The following is a 22,523-nucleotide window of genomic DNA, read 5'->3' as shown; positions in this document are numbered from 1 at the left end:
CTCCTGATAGACATCCGGTTTCTTACTCGTACCTGATGAGTGAGCGTTGCAACAGTAGATGCCCATAGAAATGGTGTACCGGATGTCCAAAGCTTCTCTATCCGTTTGGCTATTCATCACTTTTCCTGCGGCGCATTAGGGCTGACACCAAAAAAAATATACATAACTGTTCGTTTCAATTTTGAGCACCATGCTATAAAGGCTTAGAGAATTGCACTAGCTCAAAAAAATTGTAAAAGCATACTTTTTTCAGGTTTCATCTAGTATGAATTAAAAAGACTTAAATATTCACTAATAAGTCAAAAACCAACCGGTAAATATTTATATTTTTATAATAAACGCTTCGTATACCTTTACGCATCACCCTTTTAGAAAAAGAAGATGCGATTAATAATTATATTTTTCCAAGTATTGATTGCCTTGTTCAGTTGGTCTGCTCAGGCGAGCACGTATTATATTAATTCAAATGGCGATGACGCTGCTGCTGGTACATCGGTAGCTTCCGCGTGGCGTACGGTGGGGCGCGTCAATGCCAGGCGGTATCAGCCGGGCGACCGGATTCTGTTTGCCGGCGGTCAAACATTCTCGGGTGGTATCTGGCTGCGCGGTAATAGTCAGGGTACAGCCGCGCAGCCTATTGTTATTAGCTCCTACGGCCGGGGCAGCGCCACTATCGAAAGTGGTACCTCCTTCGGCTTTTATGGCCACAACATGGCTGGCCTTGAGTTGCGGCGTCTGATTTTTGTTGGTGCTGGTCGGTTGAGCAACGCAAATTCAGGCGTCATACTCTATGTTGATTCCGCTAATACGCATTTAAGCCATCTGCGCCTGGACAGCCTTGATGTCAGTGGCTATCAGTCAGCAGGTATTCTGATAGGCAGTTGGAATGGCAGTAGTGGCTATTCCAACGTGCGAATTACCAACTCTCGTAGCCATGCCAATGGGGAAGCAGGTATTCAATCGTGGGCTGAAACGCTACGGGCACATACTAATTGGTATGTAGCTAACTGCCAAACCTATGACAACTCCGGCAGGGCCGACATTACTGACCTTCACACTGGTAATGGAATTGTTCTCTCGGGCATTGACGGTGCATTGATTGAGCATTGTGAATCCTATAATAATGGTTGGCTTAACGCTAACCCTTACGGTGGCCCGGTAGGTATATGGGGTTACCACTGCAACAACCTCGTGATTCAAGAATGCGAGTCGCATCATAACCGCTCAGGTACCGCTCTCGATGGCGGTGGCTTTGACCTTGACGGGGGATGCACTAACTCAATCTTACAATACAACTATTCACACGATAATGAAGGAGCGGGCTATTTGCTAGCTCAATATGATGGTGCTCCTCCTTTAACTGATGTTACCATACGATATAATATCAGCGAAAATGACGCTCGCCGCAATAGTCATGGTGCTATAATGCTATGGTCGTCGGGAGCTAGCGGCGGTATTCAGCGGGCCTCAATCTACAATAATACGGTGTATCTGACGCCGCCAACCAATGGTTCCCGTCCAAAGGCCGTTGATATAACCAGTGGCGGTATTAGTGCTATCACCCTACGTAATAATATATTTTATACCACTGGGGGCTTATCGGTGGTCAATGTGCAGCCAAGTGGCATGGATGCAGTGCTGTTTCAGGGCAATTGTTATTGGAGCGCCGAGGCTGAGCTAGGGCTGGACTGGGGGGGCACCCGCTATACTACGCTAAACGCATGGCGCACGGCCTCTGGCCAGGAGCAAGTAAGGGCGAGGGCGTGTGGTATAAACGCCGATCCGCACTTAATAATGTCAGGCGAGGAATCCCGGCTGCCTCGAAACGCACCTACCACTCCTCTACTGGCAGCCACTTACCACCTGCAGTCTGTATCCTCGCTACTAGGCGCAGGTCTGAATCTGTTAGTTGATTTTAACCAGACCCCTGGCCCACGGGACTATTATGGTAACCCGACACCCCAGCTTGGTTTGACCGGTAATATAGGGGCGTCAGAAAACAACTATGTCGTGCTGTCCACTCGTACGTCGCCTGGTATTAACTCCCAAGCCTGGTGTACGGCTTATCCTACCTTAGCCTCAGAAACGGTGAAGGTGGTGTTTGCCTCAGAAACTGGTCTTAATACCCCGGTAAGTTTGCGTCTTTATGATTCGCAAGGTCGGCTATGCCGCGCGCAAAGCTGCATTCGCCAGTACGCGGCGGAGGTTGCTTTTTCCGTGACAGGACTGCCGGCAGGGCGCTACCTGCTCCAAATCGAGCACGGCGTACTGCGCTGCTCCAAACCCATCATCGTAGCAAACTGATTTGGTCAATCTACTCCAGGCACGACCCCAGCAGAATGGTATCCTAGAGGAAAAACGTTGCGATGACTACAAAGGCAAGCAGCAAGCACATATCAGGGTGAAGCAGCACGAAGTCTTTCTGCCCTATCAGCGTGGCCTATGTAGCCTTGGTTGCCGAAAGCGACTGCCCCCATTGCCTGGCGACCTGCTGCTACCTCCGTCAAAATCGGCCCGGTGCCCGTTCTCAGGCATACGCAGTACAAAAGTGTGTAAGGTTGGTCGAGCTTGTCCGTGGCCTGCTAATGATGTGTGCGCTTTTTTTAAGGAGCGGCTCGTTCGGCTGACTTGACCAGTAGTCCAGAAGCTAAGCCACCTTAGTGGAAACGGTGCTGAATGCCATTCTAGTCAAAAATGCGGCGAAGCGCTCATATCTGATGGGATGCGTTACCCAATGGGGGGCCGTTGCTCATCAGCAACTATAGCAGTTTCACGAACGATGTACACCTATTTCGGGATACAATATACTGTGCATCAGGCATTACCACTAGCAAATGTATACCCCAGCTGCGAAACTGCTATAATGCTCTCTACTTTTAGGACTACCGTGGTTACGGTCGTCGATCCGGTTTGAAGCACCTGGGGGGCTTTTTCAAGATTCTTCAAACTGTGTGTAGTTTCACCAAGCTTATTGATTTTGTGGCAGTTGGTGTCTACTGCATAAGCCAACTCTAGCTTAATACCATAAGGCTGGCGGGATGCGGCGTAGAAAAAGCTCACAACCTTCTCTTGGCCTGCGGGGTAGCTATACAAAGTTCAGCGTGTTCTGCTGCCGTCAACGTCGATGGCTATAAATAAGGAGCACCCGCCTTCCCCGGTGTAAACCCACCCCAGCAGAAGCAACGTAAAGTTAGCCGGTAAAAGAGGCCTTAAATCTTGTTCTAAAGGCACACCCTGCTTATTCAGCCAAAGCAGGCGGTCCATGCCGTGGCGCTGAAGATAGCAGTGCGAGCCCTGCCGGGAGGAGCGAACGCTTAACTTACGAGATACATAGGGAAGCGAAGAGACAGACTCTACATGAAAAAAGTAAGAAAATGGATATAATTTAGAAATATATTGAGAAATATGTATCTTGTAGCCGAAATAGCTTGTCAGGATTGCGTTTTTGTTAAATGGGTTATTCACTCTTGGAAGTGATTGCTATCTGATACAGGAGTTCCCTGTTGTACATATTCCTATGAAGACTAGTGCGTCGCCTAAAGCCAGTACTGATTCACTTGAGCGAACACCGAGCATTCCTCCTACGATTGCTCCCGTCGCTGACAATGTTCAGCGGCCATTATGGTCCATAATGATTCCAGCCTATAACTGTATTGCTTATTTGCAGGAGGCAATGGAAAGCGTATTGGCTCAGGATCTGGGTCCGGAGCGGATGCAGATAGCTGTAATTGATGATTGCAGCACTGATGGCGACGTAGGGGCCCTGGTCGAGTCTGTAAGTAAGGGTCGAATAGAATACTTCCGGCACGAGAAAAACCGTGGCAGCTTGCGTAGCTTCGAAACTTGCCTAAATCGCTCGATTGGTGAATGGGTTCATATCCTGCATGGAGATGACCGGGTAGCGCCAGGATTTTATACGGAGATAGCCACGCTATTCAGCAAGTATCCTGAAGCTGGTGCCGCCTTTACTAATATAGCTTTTATGAAGCGGGAGGAAATATTTGTAGATACTCCTCTTACAAATATGTCAAAAATAATAGACGATTTCTTAATACAAATGGCTAAAAGCGTTAAAGTGCAGCCTCCCGCCATCGTTGTAAAAAGAAGTGTTTATGAACAGCTCGGGGGATTTTTTGCAGTTCACTACGGGGAAGATTGGGAAATGTGGACTCGAATAGCAGCACATTTCCCGGTTGCTTATTCTCCAAAGTGCCTTGCATATTATCGATACCTTACAAATGATAGTATTACGCTTCGTTCCATTGGAGATGGCCAGAATGTGCGGGATATCATAAAGGTGATAGATATTATTCAACAGTATCTGCCGGATAATCTGCGCAAGCAGCTTAAAAAAATTGCTCTTCGCGACTACTCTCTTTATTGTGTGTCCCTTGCTAATCATTTGTATCCCACAGACCCGAAGTCTGCTTTTGTTCAGGCGCGGGGGGCTTTAATGATGAGCACTGATATAAAAGTTATTTACTCTGTTTTGAAATTCTACACGAAAGACATTTTACGTTATAACAAATTTTAAAAATCAGAACAGCAGTGAGTGTAATAGTTGCGAAAACTGCTCAACGATGAGTTTATGACATTTTTTTAAATGCTGCAATGTTAACAAGCACGGATAGAAATTGGGACTGGGAGATTAAAAATCAAGCCAGTTGGTGGGGCTCTGGCCTGCCGGAGCTTTGGTCGTATCGCTACTTGTTGGTTGGGTTAGTTAGGAGGGACTTTCTACTGGGTTACCAGCAGACCGTTTTGGGGCCGCTCTGGCTATTGTTGCAGCCCATCATGACCATGATTACTTACGTGTTGGTTTTTGGGAAGGTCGTTGGTATTTCGACAGGGGAGTCTCCGCCAGTACTTTTCTACATGGCTGGCATTATCCTCTGGAACCTGTTTAACGATGCTTTTACGGGTACTTCCTCCATTTTCCGCGATAATGCCCACATCTTCAGCAAGGTCTATTTCCCTCGTTTGATTGTCCCATTTGCTCAACTTAGCGGCTTCCTTATCAGCTTTGGCATTCAGTTTTTGTTTTTGTTGCTGCTGATAGCGTACTATCTGCTTTTCACTGCCTGGCAACCCCATCCCCTGGGTTGGATGCTGCTGGTTCCTTTCGTAATGGTGGTAGTGAGCATCCAAAGTTTAGCCCTGGGGCTGTTGTTTTCGGTGCTGACGGGCAAGTACCGGGATGTTAAGTTCGTCGTGGGGCTGGGCGTACGCCTGCTCATGTTTCTGACGCCCGTAATCTACCCGATGCAGTACGTGACGGAAAAGTGGCGGTGGGTGGTACAGCTCAACCCCCTGACTTCGCTGTTTGAATTATTTCGCTGGGCTTTGCTTGGTCAAGGCCTCGTCTCAACAGGGCCACTGCTTTATAGTATCAGCTTCACGCTCGTCCTGCTGCTGGTTTCGCTTCTAACGTTCAATAAGCAGGGCAGTAAGTTGATTGACGTCATCTAATTGCCTATGTCAGACGTAGCTTTGCAGGTTGAAAAGTTGTCGAAGATGTACCGGCTTGGTACCATCGGCACTGGCTCATTGCGCCAGGACCTACAGCGGTGGTGGACTACCGCTATTCGGAAAAAAGAAGATCCCTTCTTTCAATTGGATCCGACCGACGTACGCCGCCAGACGCTATGGGCGCTGCGCGACGTGAGCTTTGAGGTAAAGAAAGGCGAAATCTGGGGTATTATTGGCAGCAACGGTGCGGGCAAATCAACCCTGCTCAAAATTATCTCCCGCATTGTTCGCCCCACGGAGGGAACTGTGCGGGGCCGGGGCCGGATCAGTAGTTTGCTGGAAGTAGGAACTGGGTTTCAGGCTGAGCTGACCGGCCGGGAAAACGTCTTTCTAAGTGGCTACATTCTGGGCATGAGCAAAGCCGAGATTCGCGCGAAGTATGACGAAATAGCAGCCTTCTCGGGTATTGAAAAATTTCTGGATACCCCCGTAAAGCGCTATTCATCTGGTATGTACGTGCGCCTGGCTTTTGCCGTGGCAGCTCATCTGGAACCCGACATCCTCATTCTGGATGAGGTGTTGGCGGTGGGCGACGCCGAATTTCAAAAGAAGTGTCTGGGCAAGATGCGCGAGGTGTCGCAGAGTGCCGGCCGCACTATTTTGTTTGTGAGCCACAGTATGCAGGCCGTGACTAACCTTTGCGAGAAGTGTTTATGGCTGCAGCACGGACAAGTGAAGGCCTTGGGAGAAGTCACTACCGTAGTCAATCAATACCTGGCTAACGCTCAGCAATTCAAGCTCAAACAAAACTGGGATCAGCCCGCCGACGCCCCAGGCAATGACCGGATTCGTTTTAAATACATAGAGCTCGTCCCCCAGCACGCGCAGCCCGACTCTCCCCTCGACATTCGCACGCCCCTGACGATAAAATTTGAATTCTGGAATTTTGCGGACGAAATTCTGATCAGCACCAGCTTGGTGTTGTTCTCTTACAGTGGCGAGTGCATTTTCGACGTGCCCTCGACCGCCACTATGTGCCAAAAAGGAATCGTTTCCGGTGAATGCACTATTCCCGGCAATTTTCTTAATGACGGCTCCTACTACATTTCCTTGTACGTGGTGAAGGATACCTCTACTTCGCTTTATGACTATGAGGAATGTCTGTCGTTTGATTTGGAAGATTACCGGGGTGAGATTAAATGGTATGGCAAATGGTGGGGGGCTGTCCGGCCCCTTCTCCCTTTTCGCCTTACCCAGACTGAATGGGTGCTTCAATAGGAAGAGGCTGGCTCCTCTAACTCACTCTTTTACAACTCATGTTCAACTGCCCGGGCTTGGGGTAAGCTGACATTTTAGATTGCACCGTGTCTACAGCTTATCCCTTAATCTCAATAATTATTCCTTGCTACAATTATGGGGCTTATCTGTCGGAAGCATTTGATAGTATATGGCAACAGAATTACCCAGCCATAGAAGTAGTGGTGGTTGATGATGGCTCAACGGATGATACAAGGGAAGTAGTAGCGGGCCACCCCACCATCAAGTATGTTTATCAAACCAACCAAGGTCCGTCAGCAGCCCGGAATATGGGTATTGCTCACAGCAAGGGTCAATTTCTGGTGTTTCTGGACGCGGATGACTGGCTCTTGCCCAATGCCCTGATTACTAACCTGCACTACCTGAGGCAGAACCCTGCGTTAGCCTTTGTATCAGGTGGTTACAACGATGTGTTTGTCGCAGCGGGAGTCGTCAAGCAAACAATACGCGAAATACCTGCCAATCACTATGTCCGCTTATTGGAGGAAAATTATATCAGCATGCTGGCAACCGTGATGTGGCAGCGCTGGGTATTTGATGTCTTTACCTTTGATCCGGGGCTTAGAGGATGCGAAGATTATGAGCTGTATCTGCGAGTTGCCCGTGTATACCCCGTTGCTCACCATACCCAGCTGATCGCCACGTATAGGCACCATGATGCCAACTCGTCCGGTAACATTCCTTTGATGCTATCGACGGCCCTGGCTGTCTTGGATCGGCAGATACCGCACTTACAAAGCGCTTCGGAGAAACAGGCGTGCGTTCATGGAAGAGTTTACTGGAAAAAATATTACGCCACTGCGCTATACCGAAAGCTTAGGGCATCAGCTACACCGGCAACCCAAGCTGAAATAGCCACTCTTTTAGAGCACCAGCCGCCTTTGGCTTTACGATATTTTTTGGAGATGAGAGCATCTATGATAAAGCAGCTAATCAAGAAATACGCGCCTGAATTCGGGTTGCGGCTTTTGCACCAGACAGGAATATACAAAGCGTACCTGCCGTCAGTAAGGCAGGTGGCGCTGGGTGATTTTGCGCGCAGTAGGCCATTCAGCACGGAGTTTGGCTATGACCGGGGTGGCCCCATTGACCGGTATTATATCGAGAACTTTCTTCAGCGCGAGGCCGGTACGATTCGCGGCCGCGTTCTGGAAATTGGCGATAATGAGTATACGGTCCGGTTTGGGCAAGGCGTTACGCAAAGTGATATTCTGCACATAGATGCCAGCAACCCGCGCGCCACATTCGTTGGTGATTTAAGTGATGCGCCCCACATTCCGGATGCTCTATTTGATTGTATTATCCTGACGCAAACGCTGCATTTGATTTATGAGTACAAGCAGGCGCTCACCACGTGTTATCGTATACTAAAGCCAGGGGGTGTTTTACTTATCACCGTGCCCGGAATTACGCCTATAGACCGGGGTGAATGGGGGAAAACATGGTACTGGTCTTTTACGGATGCCGCTTTGCGCCGTTTATTGCCCGAGTCGTTTCCGGAAGAAACAATGGTCATAAATTCATATGGTAATGTCTTTGCCGCCTCTGCCTTTTTGTATGGAATGGGCGTTTCGGAAGTTACTCCTGATCAGCTCGATTTTTATGATTCACAGTTTCAGGTTATCAATACTGTAAAGGCTGTAAAGCCAGCTTCCATTGATAAGAAAACTGCTTCGTAAAATTCGCAGCTACGCTGAGCCTAAGGCGCTCGTGCTGCTGTATCATCGGGTGGCTGAGCCTCACTCGGATATCTGGGATTTAGCTGTTGAGCCTGCCAGGTTTGAGCAGCAGCTGCACATCTTGAAAAATATTGGAAATGTAACTACTGCGAATGAGCTGGCAGATAGATTAATTAAGCAGACTTTACATCGGCGAAGTATAGTTATCACATTTGATGACGGCTACGTAGATAATTATTTAGCAGCCAAACCACTACTCGAACAGTATAAGTTGCCCGCCACTTTTTTTATTGCTTCCGGAAACCTGGGCCAGCATAAGGAGTTCTGGTCAGATGAGCTGGATTATTATATTTTATTTGCTGAGCAGGTTCCGCCAGTGTTCTCGCGTACAATTAATGGGCAGCTTGTTACAATAAATCTTGATTACGAGCAGAGGCTAACTGAAGATTTAATTCAAAAGCACCGGCAGTGGAAGGCCTACAAAGAAGCGCCGCCTTCCAGGCGCGCTGCCATGTATTACAAGCTCTGGGAGCTTCTGAAGCCCTTGCCCTACGCCGAGCAGCAGCGCGAACTGCACCATATCAGAGAGTGGGCCGGTTTGCCGCTGGGGTCGCGGCCAGAGTATCATAGTATGTCGTTGGAGCAGGTACGAGAGCTTAGCGCCAATTCGCTCTTCACAATGGGGGCGCATACCGTGACCCATCCAGCCCTGGCTAACCACGCACCGGCGTTTCAACGGCAGGAAATGCTTGCCAGCCAGCAAGCGTTAACCCAGATGAGCAGCAGAGAAGTAAGTTTGTTGGCTTATCCGTACGGAAACCATACACAGGAAACGACGCTGATTGCGGCTGATACGGGCTTTAAAGCCGCTTTTACAACTGCGGAGCAGGTAATCACCCACCGAACGGATCCCTACCAAATGGGTCGGTTTCAGGTTGCCAATTGGAATGGCAAAGAGTTTTTGCGACGCTTACAGCAGTGGGGTAAGTGAGCGACACAACTTACTCCTCTGTGCTTGCACCGCCGTGAGCTGCCTGACTTCAAGCTGAAAACCGGGCCAATAAGCCAGGCAGGCGCATAGAAAACAGAATTTAAATTCAACAAAAAGCCCCCCAGCTAACCGTTGGGGGGCTTTTTGTTGAATTTAAATTCTAGGACAAAGCCGGGCTAATTCAGCCACACGGTATGCAGCAGCTCGAAGCGGTGGGGGGCGTAGGCATTGAAGTACGGGGCCTCGGCCCGGAAGCCCAGCACGTGAACCAGCGGAATGCCTTCCAGGTGCGAGTCGACGACGCGGACGGGGTAGAGGTGACCCTCCTCGGGCCAGTCGCCGATGTGGTTGAGGGGGCGGTCGGCGGCGTTGAGGCAGCGGGCATATTCCACGAACGGGGCGTGGCGGGTGGCTTCGGCCAGGGTCAGGTTGGCAACTTCGTGTGGCATAGGGGCAAAGGTAGCAGGTTTCAAAACTAAGCCAGGCAGCCAGGAGTTCCGCGCCGGCGGCAGGAGGCCGGTGCTGGTGCCGCGCCGGCGGTAGCAGCAGACCGCTAAAATAGCCTTTTCCGCCCCCGCAGGCGCGCTTTTTGGGGGGTGATACCAGGGGTCAGAAGCAGGCCTGCACTGGCAAAAACCGAATAAAATCGGTATCTTTGCCTATTAACACTGACGCTGAATTTACCTGCATTCCATGAGCGAAACGAAAGAGAAAAAAGCCCCCGACGAGTACTCCGCGGATAGCATTCAGGTACTGGAAGGACTGGAAGCCGTACGCAAGCGGCCCAGTATGTACATCGGCGATACGGGGGTAAAGGGTCTGCACCATCTGGTGTGGGAAGTAGTGGACAACTCCATCGACGAAGCCCTGGCCGGCCACTGCGACCGAATCGAAGTCACCATCAACGAAAATAATTCCGTTACCGTTCGCGACAACGGCCGCGGCATCCCCGTCGACTTCCACCAGAAAGAAGGCCGCTCGGCCCTGGAGGTAGTCATGACGGTACTGCACGCGGGGGGCAAATTCGACAAGGATTCCTATAAGGTTTCTGGCGGTTTGCACGGCGTGGGCGTGAGCTGCGTGAACGCGCTCAGCAAGGACCTGAAAGTGACGGTGCGCCGCAATGGCCACCTCTACGAGCAGGAGTATAAAATTGGCGTTCCACAGTATCCTGTCAAGCAAATCGGGGATACTGAGGAGCATGGCACCCAGGTGGAGTTTCTGCCCGACGATTCCATCTTCACGGAATTAGTCTACAAGTACGAAACCATTGCCACCCGCCTGCGCGAGCTGTCCTACCTGAACAAAGGCATTCGCATCACGCTCACTGACCGTCGCGACAACGACGTGGATGGGAACTTCCTGTATGAGGAGTTTTATTCAGAAGGTGGCCTGAGCGAGTTTGTTGGCTACCTGGATGCGGGCCGTACCGTGCTCATGCCCAAGCCTATTCACGTAATCAGCGAGAAGGGTGGTACGCCGGTGGAAGTGGCTTTGCAGTACAATGACTCCTACCAGGAGCATATTTTCAGCTACGTCAACAACATCAACACCATCGAAGGGGGTACGCACGTTGCTGGCTTCCGCTCGGCTCTGACGCGTACGCTGAAGGCGTACGCCGACAAATCGGGTATGCTGGAGAAGGCGAAGGTGGAGATTCAGGGCGACGACTTCCGCGAAGGTCTTACGGCCGTTATTTCGGTGAAGGTGCAGGAGCCCCAGTTCGAGGGCCAGACTAAGACCAAGTTAGGTAACTCCGACGTAAGCGGGGCTGTAAACCAGGCCGTAGGCGAAATCCTAAATCAGTACTTGGAGGAGAATCCGAAGGAGGCCCGTATCATCGTGGAGAAGGTGATTCTGGCCGCCCGCGCCCGCATCGCGGCCCGCAAGGCCCGCGAGATGGTGCAGCGCAAGACGGTGCTTGGGTCTAACTCCTTGCCCGGCAAGCTAGCTGACTGCTCCGAATCGGACCCCAAAATCTGCGAGCTGTATCTGGTCGAAGGTGACTCGGCTGGCGGTACGGCCAAGCAGGGCCGCAACCGCGCTTTCCAGGCTATTCTGCCACTGCGGGGTAAAATCCTGAACGTGGAGAAGGCTCAGGAGCACCGCATCTACGAGAACGAGGAAATCAAGAACATGATTACCGCGTTGGGCGTGTCGTTTGGCACGCCGGCAGACCCTGAAAACGGCGTGGAGGCTGATCCGAAAGGCTTGAATATGACCAAGCTGCGATACCACAAAGTCATCATCATGACCGATGCTGACATTGACGGCTCCCACATTCGGACCCTGATTCTGACCTTCTTCTTCCGCTACATGAAGCCGTTGGTCGACAATGGCTACATCTATATCGCGCTGCCGCCGTTGTATCTGGTGAAGCGTGGTAAGGAAGAGCGCTATTGCTGGACCGAGCAGGAGCGCCAGGAAGCTCAGGAAGAGCTGGGTCGCGGCAAGCCCGAAACGGTAAACGTGCAGCGCTACAAGGGTCTGGGTGAGATGAACGCCGAGCAGCTCTGGACCACCACCATGCAGCCCGCTACCCGCTCTTTGAAGCGCGTCGACGTGGAATCGGCCGCCGAAGCCGACCATCTGTTCTCCATGCTCATGGGTGATGAGGTAGCACCCCGCCGCGACTTTATTGAGAAAAACGCCAAGTACGCCAAGCTGGACGTGTAAGGCATTATTTAGTAGAAAGAAAAAGCCCCCTGGAACGTCAGGGGGCTTTTTTTGTTTGTCTTGTTTCAACATGCAACCCAGAGCAAGAATGAAAAACGAGGAGCGCATCATTGAGCTGTTGTCAGACCAGATCAAGCGGCAGGACACGCTGATTGATGAAGTGCGCGAGATGAAAGGTGAGATGCGCGAAACGAAAACCGACATCCGCGAAATGTGAACTGACATTAGCGGGTTGAAGGAGCAGCAGGCCAAAACTAATCTGATTATAGTCGAACTGCGCTCATCGGTAATGAAGCTGGCCGAAGTAGTAGAGAAGCTTAACACGCTGTAAAACCGCGTACATATCGTGGAGGATCAGCTGTGGTTTTTGATGAATCGTTAGTTCTTGCCTGAATTTTAGGTTGCGACTACCGTCACGAGTACGAAGCTGTATGCATCTCCCGTACCCACTCCCGCAGACCGGCCGGGGCCAGCACTGCCACCTCTGGCCCGTAGCTGAGCAGCTCCATACCTAGCTCGTGCGTATCATACACGGTCAGCCGCATGCAAATTGCCGCTTCGGTTGCCGCCACCAGCCGTTGCGACGGGTGCAGCAGGTAGCTCAAAGTGTAGCGGCCCTACACGGGCGCGAAGCGTAGCAGAATTTTCTGCGGCTCCTGCCCGTCCGTGGGCCGCGTGATGCCGAAGCAATGCGCAAAGTAAGTGGCCGCGTCAAAGCATGTCGATTTCAAGGAATTGCTTATTTTTCTTTTCCTGCCCGGATTCCTACCGATACCCGCGAAGCCGTAACTTGCCACTCGCGTCTTACACTTCGTTATGAAACTCTTCAAATCAGCCGACCTTATCCGCAAAAGCAAGTACATCAGCCGCGATCTAAGCTGGCTACGCTTTAATTACCGGGTGCTCGATCAGGCCAAAGATAATGGTCGGACGTTGTTTGACCGGCTGCGGTTTATGAGCATTACCAGCTCCAATCTGGATGAGTTTTTCATGATTCGGCTGGGGTCACTTTATAACTATATCGACTACGGGAAAGAGCGAATCGACTACTCGGGGTTGCGCGAAATGCCGTTTCGGCGCAAGCTGCTGGACTTCGCTCATCGCTTCGTAAACGACCAGTCACTCACCTATTTGAATGAGCTGAAGCCGCAGTTTGAGAAGAGCGGCTTCAACATTCTGCGCATGGACGAGCTGACTGAGCTGGAGCTGAAGAAAGCGGATGGCTACTTCAAAAACACGCTATTTCCGCTGCTTACGCCCATGGTGTACGACTCCTACCATGGCTTCCCGCTGATGATGAATCAGATGCTGATTCTGGGCGTAGTCACGCGCACGGAGGCGGAAGGGGAGAAAGGGCAGGAGCGGCTCACTTTCGTGCAGATTCCGCAGAACCTGTCGCGCTTTTTTGAGCTGACGCGCAAGGACAAGGTCATTTTCGTGCCTATCGAGGAAATCGTGCGGGCCAACCTGCCCAAGCTGTTTCGCAACGTCGAGATCGAGTCGGCTAACATGTTTCGCATCACCCGCAATGGCGACTTCACGCTGGAAGAGTCAGATGATATCGACGTGGACTTTATCAAGGAGATTCAGGTAGGCCTGAAAACCCGCAAGAAGGGGCGCGTGGTGCGTCTGGAAGTGGAGAAGGAGGCTTCACCCGTACTGATGGCGGTACTTAAGGAACGGTGGAAAATTGACAACGGCAACGTGTTCGTTATCAACTCCATGATTGATATGAAAGGGCTGCTGCAAATTCTGAAGCATCCCAACTTCCGGGGAAAAGCCGCCCGCCAGCCTATTCCGGTGGCCCCGCTTAGCCTGCCGGAAGGGGCTGAGGAAAACATGTTTGAGTACCTCAAACATCATGACGTTCTCCTACATCACCCCTATAACAGCATTGACCCGGTGGTGCGCTTGCTGGAGCGGGCGGCGGAGGATCCGCTGGTGCTGGGCATTAAGCAAACTATTTACCGCCTGGCCGACGACTCCCGTGTGACGGCAGCGCTACTGAAAGCGGCCGAAAACGGCAAGCACGTATCCGTGCTGTTTGAGGTGAAAGCGCGCTTTGATGAGGAGCGTAATATTCGGGAAGGTGCCCGTTTGGAGAAGGCGGGCTGCTTTGTCATCTATGGGGTGAGCAAGTACAAGACCCACACCAAGATGCTGATGATTATCCGCAAGGAAGGGGAGAAGGTAACGCGCTACGTGCACTTGGGTTCAGGCAATTACAACGAGCAAACCTCCCGCATTTACACCGACGTGAGCCTGCTCACCACCAATGATGTGTACGGCCACGACGTGTCTGAATTCTTTAACGTAATTACCGGCCACTCTCAGCCCGATGACTACGAATACCTGATTACGGCGCCCAAAGACATGCGCCAGCAGCTTATTCATCTTATTCGGGAGGAGGTTCGGAATGCGAAGAAAGGCTTACCCAGCGGTATTGTGATGAAGATGAATTCCTTGGAAGACAAGGAGATGATTGATGAGTTTTATAAGGCCAGCAAGGCCGGCGTCCCCATTCGCTTTATCGTGCGGGGTATTTGCTGCCTACGGCCGGGCCGGGCCGGGCTGAGCGAAAACATTGAGGTGCGCAGCATCGTGGGTGACTACCTGGAGCACTCGCGGCTGTTTTACTTTCACCACGGCGGCCAGCCAAAAGTGTATGCTGGCTCCGCGGATCTAATGGTGCGCTCCTTCGATCGGCGGATTGAAGCCTTGTTTCTGATTGTAAACCCCGCCCTAAAGCGGGAAGCTATCAATATTCTGTATTTCAACCTTAAAGACAACCAGAATACCTACCTGATGCGGGAGGATGGGGCGTATGTGCGGCGCAACCCAGGTCCGGAAGAGGCTGTTTTCAACGTGCATAAGGAGTTTTATCATCGCCATTATGCGGCTGTGTCCGAAAACTCACTGTATGAAGAGTGGCTCACCCGCGCTGATTTACAAACCGATAATGCTGTCTCCAACGAAGGCCCGCCATTAACCGCGCCCGACTTCCCAACGGATGCTGACATGGAAGACGCTGAAATGGAAGCTGAGATGGCATCTTTCAATCACGGTGCCGAAGAGGAGTTGCCCGATGGCGATGTTCCTCAGGATGTTTAAACAGCTTCATAAATGGATAAAACTTAAAAAGCCCCCCTGGCCTCTATTTGAGGTTCTGGGGGCTTTTTTAAGCACTTTATTTCCCAGTAAACTATTCAGCTCCGCTGTGGGAGTTCTGAACGTCGGGGTGAGGGGTAAGGCCGGAGTAGTCATTGGCGGGACGGAAGTCCTCGAAATGGCGCTCAAATAAAGTTTGCAGCATGCCATCCTTCAGGCCAATATCCGGGACGTGCATGGTATTGATGTTGGCCCATTCCATGGCTGAAAGATAGATTTGGCCTGCTGGCACGATAACATCGGCGCGGTCGGGGTTAAGCATGGCCACGTTCACCCGCTCATCCATGGTCATCTTGGTCAGATTGTCCAGCAGAGAGGCGATGCGCTTGCGTGTGATGGGCTTATCGAGCGTAGTTTGGGTTTTGGCCAGGCTATATAGCTTATTGATGTTGCCGCCGGTACCAATGGCCCGTGTAACGTGGTAGCGCCGGGCATTTTCCGTCACCCATTCCTCCATTCGTTCCCAGGTGCCATTGAGCGCATCACTGTTAAGCCCGGTCTCTTCCTGCTGCATCCGCCGAATAGAACCGACTTCAAACGACTGCGTAGCTACTTTATGGCGGTTGTGATAGATGTTGAACTCCGTGCTGCCCCCGCCCACATCAATGTGGAGATAGTGCTTATTGTCCTCGAGCACATGCTCAATCACGCTATTGATGTACATAGCCTCGTCCTGACCATCAATTACTTCGATGATCAAACCCAGTTCTTTACGTACGCGCTCAACCAAAGCTGGCGCATTTTTGGCGGTGCGCATGGCGGAGGTGGCACAAACCAAGTGGTGCGCTACCTCATGCACTTCCATCAGCAGCTTCAGCGAATGCAGAAACTTGACAAACTTATCAGCCTTGGCGGGTGAGATGTCACCGGTGGCAAACACATCCTCACCCAGGCGCATAGGGTAGCGCACATATTCCACACGCTTTAACCGAAAACGCCCCTCATACACCAGCACCGCCGAAATCTGGCATCGTACAGCATTCGATCCAATGTCAATGGCGGCCAGCTTCAGTAGGGGATACTCCATCAGAAAGGTAGGTGAGGTGAGAGTGGAAATGGCATTCAAAGATAGCCGTTTGCGGAAAGCAGAGCTGACTGGATGTAAAATATCTGACGTTCAAAGACTTAACTCTATAGATAAGCAGTTATACGCCAGATTGATCCACAATTGGACACGCCAGCAGCAGGAGCGAAGCCAGTCTACTGATCGATACGAAAGCCCAGGCCAAATCGTATCAAGCCGTTTTCGGGTGATTTTTGATACGAAAATGACAGAGCCAACTGGTCTCTGACGGGAGCCAGGTAGAAGCCGGCGCCGTATCCGTCGTGCCAGCCATCGGGAGAGGCTCCCTTATAGTACACCCGGCCCCGGTCGTAGAAGCAAAATACGCCGTAGGAAAAGGGTAGAAAGGCCGTTTGAACGCGGCCCAGGGCCAGGCGAAGCTCCGAGTTCAGGTAAAGGCTGGCGTCGCCGGTGAAGCGGTTTCGGTAGTAGCCGCGCAGGTTTTCGTTTAGCCCCAGGCTGGTGAATTTGTAGAAAGGAATTTCGTCGTCGTCGCCATAGTTACGGGCCCCGCCACCCTTTAGTACCAGCGTGATGGGAATGCCGACCCGGGCCGTACCGTAGTATTCGGCGAAGCCCTGGGTAAGACCAAAGTTGCCCTTAGCCCGATTGAGCTGATGGTAGCTATCGTGGCGCACCAGCAGGCGTACCCCGCGCCGCGCGAAGCTTTGCCGGTCGCGCAGGTCAAGGTCCAGCAAGGTATTCAGGCCAATCAAGCGCTGAAATTCGGCATTGGGCACCCGGTCAGTTGGTATGGGTAAATCGCCGGCTTTGAGCAGTCCCAAATAGCCATCAGGGGCGAATTCTGACTCATATTGCTCGTAGGTCGGGCCGATGCGGAAGATGCTGCGGTTTAAGAAAACGCGCTCCGTAAAAGCACCCGCCGTAATGCCCCGGTAGCGGGCCCGATAGTAGTTGGCGTCGAACAGATTTTCGTCTTTGCGGGTGTCGTTGCCGAGGCCAAAAAAGTTATAGAACGGGAAGAAGTTGCCATACTCGGCGCGCGCCCCAATGTCCCATTTGCCAAAGGCATAGCGATGCCGCGATGCCAATGATACCTGGAAGTTGCCATTGGAAGAGCCCCGAACATCAAACGAATACAGGTTGCTGAAGCCAGGCTTTCGGAAGCCCTGCCGCAAAAAATCAACACCCAAACCCGCTCCAAAACCGTCATTACGGTTGTAGATAACCGTGGCGCGGGGCCGGTAGCTATTGTATTCAAACGCTTCCCGGTCATAGTGATTAACGTCGGGGCGGCGGGAAGTGCGGTTGTTGCTCTCGGAGCCTAACTTGAGGTCGGTGGCAGGTACGTCATACACTTTGGTAAGGGCACGCAGGCCGCGTACGCGGGAGTCGTCGCTGATGCGGTCCTTGCCTTCGCCACCGATAACGCGTATCAGTATGCTGTTTTTAGTGGTGCCCGATACGTTAAAAATATCCTGCCCATCCAGCCCGTACAGGCTGATGTCTTTCGTTTCCTGGGGTCTGAAAGTGCGGTCATAGAGTGGTTCGCCCTCCGGCTGGTCGCTGTCTTTGGCCCGATCATACATCCGCACCCGCACGCTGGCATCAGGCTGGCGGTCTACCTGAAATACCTCGCCTTTGTTGGAACCTACCACATCCACCCGACGAGCCAGCAACAGATAGTAGTCATCTAAGGCCTTGGGCAGCTCCTGAACGCGGACTTTGAGTTTGCGGTTAAGATCCTGCCCTGAAATTGGCTGCACTTCGGTGGGCAGCCGGGCCGTGGCCTGATCAATGGCGGCCGGCGTAATCGTTGATTGGATGTAGCGGCCCGCTTCCTGCCACTGCTCCCGCGTAAGCGACTGCAATAGAAAGCGGTCTAAGTGGCGGGCGGGCCAGTTCAGGCTTTTTAGATCGTGAAATTCTTCCTGGAAATCCTCAATGCTGGGCACCACCCACTCGCGGTTGGCCAGGTAAGTGAGCAGGCCATTCCAGAGCGTAAAGCTTTGGTCCCGGTCACGGGGAATCGGCTTGTACACGGTGCTTTTACCATCTTTGTAGGCGGCCCATTTCCAGTTGTCTTCGTGCCGGCCAAAGTCGGCCACCAGCATATCGAAAGCGCGGGCCTTACTCAGGGCCATCGCGTCCACGCGGTTGTCGTGGTCTTTGTAGAGCTGGCGAATAAAGCTGAAGGACCGTTGCACTTTATCGGAGTTGCCAAAACCGGGCAGGTTGGGCTTTGGGTCCGTCGGGCGGTCTTCCAGCGTGCCCAGCAACCCAGCGTACTGCTCACGGTACGGGCCAAGCTGGTTGTTATCAGGCAGCACGAACAGGCGGGGTCGGGCGTGCAGAATGTCAGTCTGGTCCAGCAGATAACCGGTTACGAGGGCCGAGTAGGGGTGAGCAGTGGGCGTGATACCGCGCAGCACATCCGCGGCGATGGAGCCGCGCAGCTCGGGGGGCAAAATTCGGGTTACATCCTTGTCTACCGACCGAAACACGTACTCGGAGCTATCGGCGGCAATGAGCTTGAGGGAAGTTGTCTGGCGCCCGCCGCCGCGTCCGAAAGGCCGCAGCCTCCCTTTTTCGGTTGCCAGGTTCAGGGTCGGTACCCGCACTGGCTGCGTCCAGGACGAGCGATACAAAGAGCCCAAAAAAAGCTCCCGCCCCGGTCCAACGGCATACTGTGGCCCCGGCACCACCGTCACGATGGGCTGAAACGGCGCATCCGGCTTGTATTCGGCTATGCGCTGGGGGGCGGTAGGGCACTCTGGGATGAAGCTATTGACAGGAATATCGCTCTGGCGGTTTTCGTCGCAGGCTGACCGAAAAAGAGTGCTGGCATACGCTTCCCGTACGGCGGTGCTTTCAGTTGAAAAAGTATAGAAATAAGCCTTTACGGTACCATCAGTGAAGTATTCCAGCTTAGTAAAGCCCTCTGCCGATTTGTTGAATTGTGACCGCGCATTCGTGCCAACCGATTGCTTTTCCGCTAGGCTGCCCGATATGAGATGGTAGTTGCCTTCGACGCGGGTAAGCTGCAAACTATACTCGTGCGCGGCGGCATATACGGCTCCCGGATGCTCCCGTAGCGTACTGAGCATCTCTTTGCTGAACTCCTGGTAGGCCGGATTGGCCAGGTCGCGCGGGGTGCCTACGTTTTGGCGGTAGGCGGCATACACCGTGCCTAGTATGGGCGGCGACAAGTGACGCGACAAGGGTTGGTGGCCCCCGTAAACGCCGTTGCTGATAACGGGCTGGTGGCCTACCAGCAGCACATTCTTGTCCGTCGTGTCGTCGAGCACGTCTTGCAGCTGCTCCCGAAACTCTTCCTTCGTTAATGTCTTACAATCAGTATCAGGTGCCTCCGGCCGTTTGAAGGGGTGGGTCCACCAAGGAGTATTCAGAGCCACTAACCGTACCAGCGGAGCTACATCAATGATTTCGGGGCCTGGGCAGCCATTGGTGGGGACGAAGGCATTCTGACCGGGTAAATTTTGCTCAATGTATTTCTCCAGGCGGCGCACTCGCTTCAGGCCGTCGGGGCCGGAGTTGGCCCAGTCCCGGTCGCCGGGCACAAAGTAGATTTTGCCATTGGGTAGGCCTTGTACCAAAGCAAGAAGCGCATCGACGCGGGCAGTTTCAGCAGCCCGGCTTGAATCTCGTTTGGTCCCGAAGCCGGCCGGCACTGCGATATCACCCAAATGCACCACGGTGAAATCTCCCGTCTGGGCCTCCAAAGCGACCCGTAAAGCGCGTAGGCGAGTAGAGGAGAGCTCAGCGGTGGCCGTGTTGCCAAACAGGTAAACAGTATGGGCTGGCGAGGGTTGAGCAAAAGCTGAGCAGGCTATAATAAGGCCGAAACCTGCCAGCATCAGACGGCGACACAGCGCTTTCATACGGTAGTAGCTAAGAAGCTAGTCCTTACGAAAGACAGTCTACTCAAGTTAATATTATAATACTTATATGTTTTGAGTGACTCTATGCGCTGTGCCTTACCCAAAAGTTTAGCGAAACTGCTATTGAAGGGCCTGGGGGGCTTTTTTAGGTTCCTTTACTAGCTTTCTGACCCTCAAGATTTTACTCCAACCGCGTAAGTGCTGAGAGTCTACGATACTGACTCTCAGCCTGTCCATCTTTTTCTGAGTCTGAGGACCTTGCCAATCAGTATTCAGCCAGCAGCTCCGCCGCTACGCGGGGTACACCCGTGGTGGCGGGCTCGGCAACGAAGCGCACGTTACGCCGCCCTGTTAGCGGGGGCTGATGTGGGTCAATTACATAGATAGGGCAGCTCTGGGGGGCAAATTGCAGCAAGCCCGCTGCTGGGTACACCTGCAAGGATGTACCTACTACCATAAAGATATCGGCGGTAGCAGCTTCCTCAATGGCTCGTTCCATCAGTGGCACGGCCTCCCCAAACCAGACGATATTGGGCCGTAGCTGGTGGCCTTTTTCGCATAGCTCGCCCATCTCAATACGGTCGCTGGTCATGGGGTAAACGAGTTCCTCATGGCGGGTGCTGCGCGATTGAAACAGTTGGCCATGCAAATGAATAACCCGGCTACTGCCGGCGCGCTCGTGCAAATCGTCCACGTTCTGCGTCACGATGACCACCTCGTAGCCTTTTTCTAACGCTACCAAGGCAAGGTGGCCGGCATTGGGCTGGGCCTGCCGGGCGGCCAAGCGGCGCTGATTGTAAAAATCAAGCACTAGTTCCGGGTTGCGGGCCCAGCCTTCGGGTGAGGCTACGTCCTCAATATGGTGGCCCTCCCAAAGTCCATCGGCTCCGCGGAAGGTAGCCAAGCCACTTTCCGCGCTTATGCCAGCACCAGTAAGAACTACTATCTTTTTCGACACGAATGAAGCTTAATTGGGGGTGTGAGATGGTAACTAAATACGCACAAATACTTAAAAATAGCCAGCCTCATATAGATGGTAGCAAGCCCGTCAGGCTACTGTTTTCATGCCTGAAACCGCTTTCTGTTTTTTATTTCTTATAAATATTCCACTACTGATGTGGTCAAAGAATAAGCCGGAAAAGCTCAGGTATCTTCTTAAGTGCCAAGTATAACGGCGCGCTTTATGCAACTACGTGTACCATATTGAGCAAATTTTACCTTAAATATTAAGTGAATTATATGCGTTTATGTGAAATTAAACTGAGCCGTTGTGGGTTTACTTTTTTGCACTAATTCTAACTTATCTGATTTGTGCACACCGAATTTTATCTGGTAGCTATTCTACTTCCGATCTGCTTCGCTTATTTATGGTCGATCTTCTTTTTGATATTAATCTGCAACAGTTGCCCGACGAGTACCTGACCGGCGACTGGCGAGTAGCAGATCGGGTACTCAATAGTAATGATCCTGCTAGTGCTTTGGCCCAGGCTACGCATTTTCAGTTCCAGCCCGGTGTACTACTGGTGCAGGCGCCTACTCAGCAAGATGGTGGCCATTGGATCATACAGCGTGACAGCCTGCTCAGTCGTCCCTACTTACAGATGCAGTTGGCAAAGGAAGAAACCCAGGCCTTGGTTACGCGCCTGCGCCGCTCCCCCGATGGAGCCCAAAGTCAGCTCAGCCTTTACTTTCAGTCGGGCATGGAAATCCAACTCGCCAAACCCTGATTTCACTTTCTGCTATTTACTTTGCCATGGTGAACTCCTCCACTAGCTCAGCCGCTGAGCCCCAATTTGATGCTCAGCAATTCCGTTTTCTGGCTGAGCTAATTCCTCAACTTGTCTGGATTACGGACCCTACCGGCTACCACACCTACTTCAATCAGCGCTGGATTGATTTTACGGGCTATACCGTAGAGCAAAGTCAGGGCAGCGAAATGTGGAATAATCTGCTCCACCCCGACGACCGCCAACGCGCCCGCGACCGTTGGAACCAGTCGCTGGCCAGCAGCAAATTTTACGAAATTGAGTATCGCTTTATCTCTAAAGACGGCACGTATCGCTGGTTTCTGGGGCAGGCTCTGCCCCGCCGCGATGAGCACGGCGTTATTCAGCAATGGTTTGGAACCTGCACCGATATTCAGGAGCAAAAGCAGTTGCAGCAGCAACTCGAGCGCTCCTACGCAGATCTGGAAATGAAAGTCACTTTCCGCAACCTGGAGTTGGAGCGTGAAGTGCAGAACCTGCACCAGCGCTTAGGCGAATGAAAGGTATGTCAATTGTTATATAAAAAAGCAC

Annotated in this window: 17 protein-coding genes; 11 read left to right on the top strand and 6 right to left on the bottom strand. The window is 52.2% G+C overall.

What is annotated here, in order from left to right:
* Window positions 1–411 precede the first annotated feature (411 nt).
* On the top strand, window positions 412–2,304 hold the full coding sequence (locus tag B9A24_RS19880) for a right-handed parallel beta-helix repeat-containing protein (protein WP_143435107.1): 1,893 nt from the start codon (window positions 412–414) through the stop codon (window positions 2,302–2,304).
* A gap of 792 nt (window positions 2,305–3,096) precedes the next feature.
* On the opposite strand, the gene B9A24_RS21850 is transcribed toward B9A24_RS19880, so the two are convergent.
* Complete coding sequence (locus tag B9A24_RS21850; protein WP_143435105.1) at window positions 3,097–3,465, bottom strand: hypothetical protein; 369 nt, start codon at window positions 3,463–3,465, stop codon at window positions 3,097–3,099.
* A gap of 166 nt (window positions 3,466–3,631) precedes the next feature.
* On the opposite strand from B9A24_RS21850, the gene B9A24_RS19870 reads away from it, so the two are divergent.
* The 5 genes from B9A24_RS19870 to B9A24_RS19850 all read left to right on the top strand — a co-directional run bounded on the left by B9A24_RS19870 (window position 3,632) and on the right by B9A24_RS19850 (window position 9,456).
* On the top strand, window positions 3,632–4,534 hold the full coding sequence (locus B9A24_RS19870; RefSeq protein WP_200813979.1) for a glycosyltransferase family 2 protein: 903 nt from the start codon (window positions 3,632–3,634) through the stop codon (window positions 4,532–4,534).
* A 77-nt stretch (window positions 4,535–4,611) separates the two neighbouring features.
* Entirely contained in the window at window positions 4,612–5,469 is an 858-nt protein-coding gene (locus B9A24_RS19865) for an ABC transporter permease (protein ID WP_084447771.1), read from the top strand.
* 6 nt (window positions 5,470–5,475) lie between these two features.
* On the top strand, window positions 5,476–6,747 hold the full coding sequence (locus tag B9A24_RS19860) for an ABC transporter ATP-binding protein (protein WP_084447770.1): 1,272 nt from the start codon (window positions 5,476–5,478) through the stop codon (window positions 6,745–6,747).
* Between the two features lie 86 nt (window positions 6,748–6,833).
* Window positions 6,834–8,465: a glycosyltransferase gene (locus tag B9A24_RS22865; RefSeq protein WP_143435104.1), complete on the top strand. Its 1,632-nt coding sequence runs from the start codon at window positions 6,834–6,836 to the stop codon at window positions 8,463–8,465.
* Window positions 8,443–9,456 carry a polysaccharide deacetylase family protein gene (locus B9A24_RS19850; RefSeq protein WP_084447768.1) on the top strand — a complete coding sequence of 338 codons (1,014 nt, stop codon included), beginning with the start codon at window positions 8,443–8,445 and terminating at the stop codon, window positions 9,454–9,456. The genes B9A24_RS22865 and B9A24_RS19850 overlap by 23 nt, the downstream gene beginning before the upstream one ends.
* 176 nt (window positions 9,457–9,632) lie before the next feature.
* Here the strand turns inward: B9A24_RS19850 and B9A24_RS19845 are convergent, their stop codons facing one another.
* Entirely contained in the window at window positions 9,633–9,905 is a 273-nt protein-coding gene (locus B9A24_RS19845) for a hypothetical protein (RefSeq protein WP_084447767.1), read from the bottom strand.
* Between the two features lie 244 nt (window positions 9,906–10,149).
* Here B9A24_RS19845 and gyrB point away from each other — a divergent pair, with 244 nt between their 5' ends.
* Window positions 10,150–12,132, top strand: a complete 1,983-nt coding sequence (gyrB, locus tag B9A24_RS19840) for a DNA topoisomerase (ATP-hydrolyzing) subunit B (RefSeq protein WP_084447766.1) — start codon at window positions 10,150–10,152, stop codon at window positions 12,130–12,132.
* Between the two features lie 88 nt (window positions 12,133–12,220).
* Window positions 12,221–12,349 (top strand): hypothetical protein, encoded by a 129-nt coding sequence (locus B9A24_RS23020; protein WP_262490615.1) that lies wholly within the window; start codon window positions 12,221–12,223, stop codon window positions 12,347–12,349.
* A gap of 196 nt (window positions 12,350–12,545) precedes the next feature.
* Here B9A24_RS23020 and B9A24_RS19835 read toward each other — a convergent pair whose 3' ends face one another.
* A complete protein-coding gene (locus tag B9A24_RS19835; protein WP_084447765.1) occupies window positions 12,546–12,737 on the bottom strand; it encodes a WCX domain-containing protein in 192 nt (63 codons plus the stop codon).
* 211 nt (window positions 12,738–12,948) lie between these two features.
* On the opposite strand from B9A24_RS19835, the gene ppk1 reads away from it, so the two are divergent.
* The gene (gene ppk1, locus B9A24_RS19830) at window positions 12,949–15,243 is read left to right on the top strand and encodes a polyphosphate kinase 1 (protein WP_084447764.1); all 2,295 of its coding nucleotides are present in this window, start codon (window positions 12,949–12,951) and stop codon (window positions 15,241–15,243) included.
* A gap of 91 nt (window positions 15,244–15,334) precedes the next feature.
* Here the strand turns inward: ppk1 and B9A24_RS19825 are convergent, their stop codons facing one another.
* From B9A24_RS19825 to B9A24_RS19815, 3 genes are all read right to left on the bottom strand, one after another.
* Window positions 15,335–16,366, bottom strand: coding sequence for a Ppx/GppA phosphatase family protein (locus B9A24_RS19825; protein ID WP_234997553.1), 1,032 nt, complete (start codon window positions 16,364–16,366; stop codon window positions 15,335–15,337).
* 134 nt (window positions 16,367–16,500) lie between these two features.
* Window positions 16,501–20,226, bottom strand: a complete 3,726-nt coding sequence (locus tag B9A24_RS19820) for a BamA/TamA family outer membrane protein (protein WP_084447763.1) — start codon at window positions 20,224–20,226, stop codon at window positions 16,501–16,503.
* A 265-nt stretch (window positions 20,227–20,491) separates the two neighbouring features.
* The gene (locus B9A24_RS19815; RefSeq protein WP_084447762.1) at window positions 20,492–21,184 is read right to left on the bottom strand and encodes an SIR2 family NAD-dependent protein deacylase; all 693 of its coding nucleotides are present in this window, start codon (window positions 21,182–21,184) and stop codon (window positions 20,492–20,494) included.
* A 409-nt stretch (window positions 21,185–21,593) separates the two neighbouring features.
* Here B9A24_RS19815 and B9A24_RS19810 point away from each other — a divergent pair, with 409 nt between their 5' ends.
* Together B9A24_RS19810 and B9A24_RS19805 are read left to right on the top strand one after the other, a co-directional pair.
* Window positions 21,594–21,953 (top strand): hypothetical protein, encoded by a 360-nt coding sequence (locus tag B9A24_RS19810; protein ID WP_084447761.1) that lies wholly within the window; start codon window positions 21,594–21,596, stop codon window positions 21,951–21,953.
* Window positions 21,954–21,979: 26 nt separating this feature from the next.
* Window positions 21,980–22,492, top strand: coding sequence for a PAS domain-containing protein (locus B9A24_RS19805; RefSeq protein ID WP_084447760.1), 513 nt, complete (start codon window positions 21,980–21,982; stop codon window positions 22,490–22,492).
* Window positions 22,493–22,523 lie beyond the last annotated feature (31 nt).

This window comes from Hymenobacter roseosalivarius DSM 11622 (assembly GCF_900176135.1).
GTDB lineage: Bacteria > Bacteroidota > Bacteroidia > Cytophagales > Hymenobacteraceae > Hymenobacter > Hymenobacter roseosalivarius.
The sequence above is the reverse complement of the archived record's forward strand: the minus strand, read 5'-3'. Positions and strand labels throughout refer to the sequence as shown.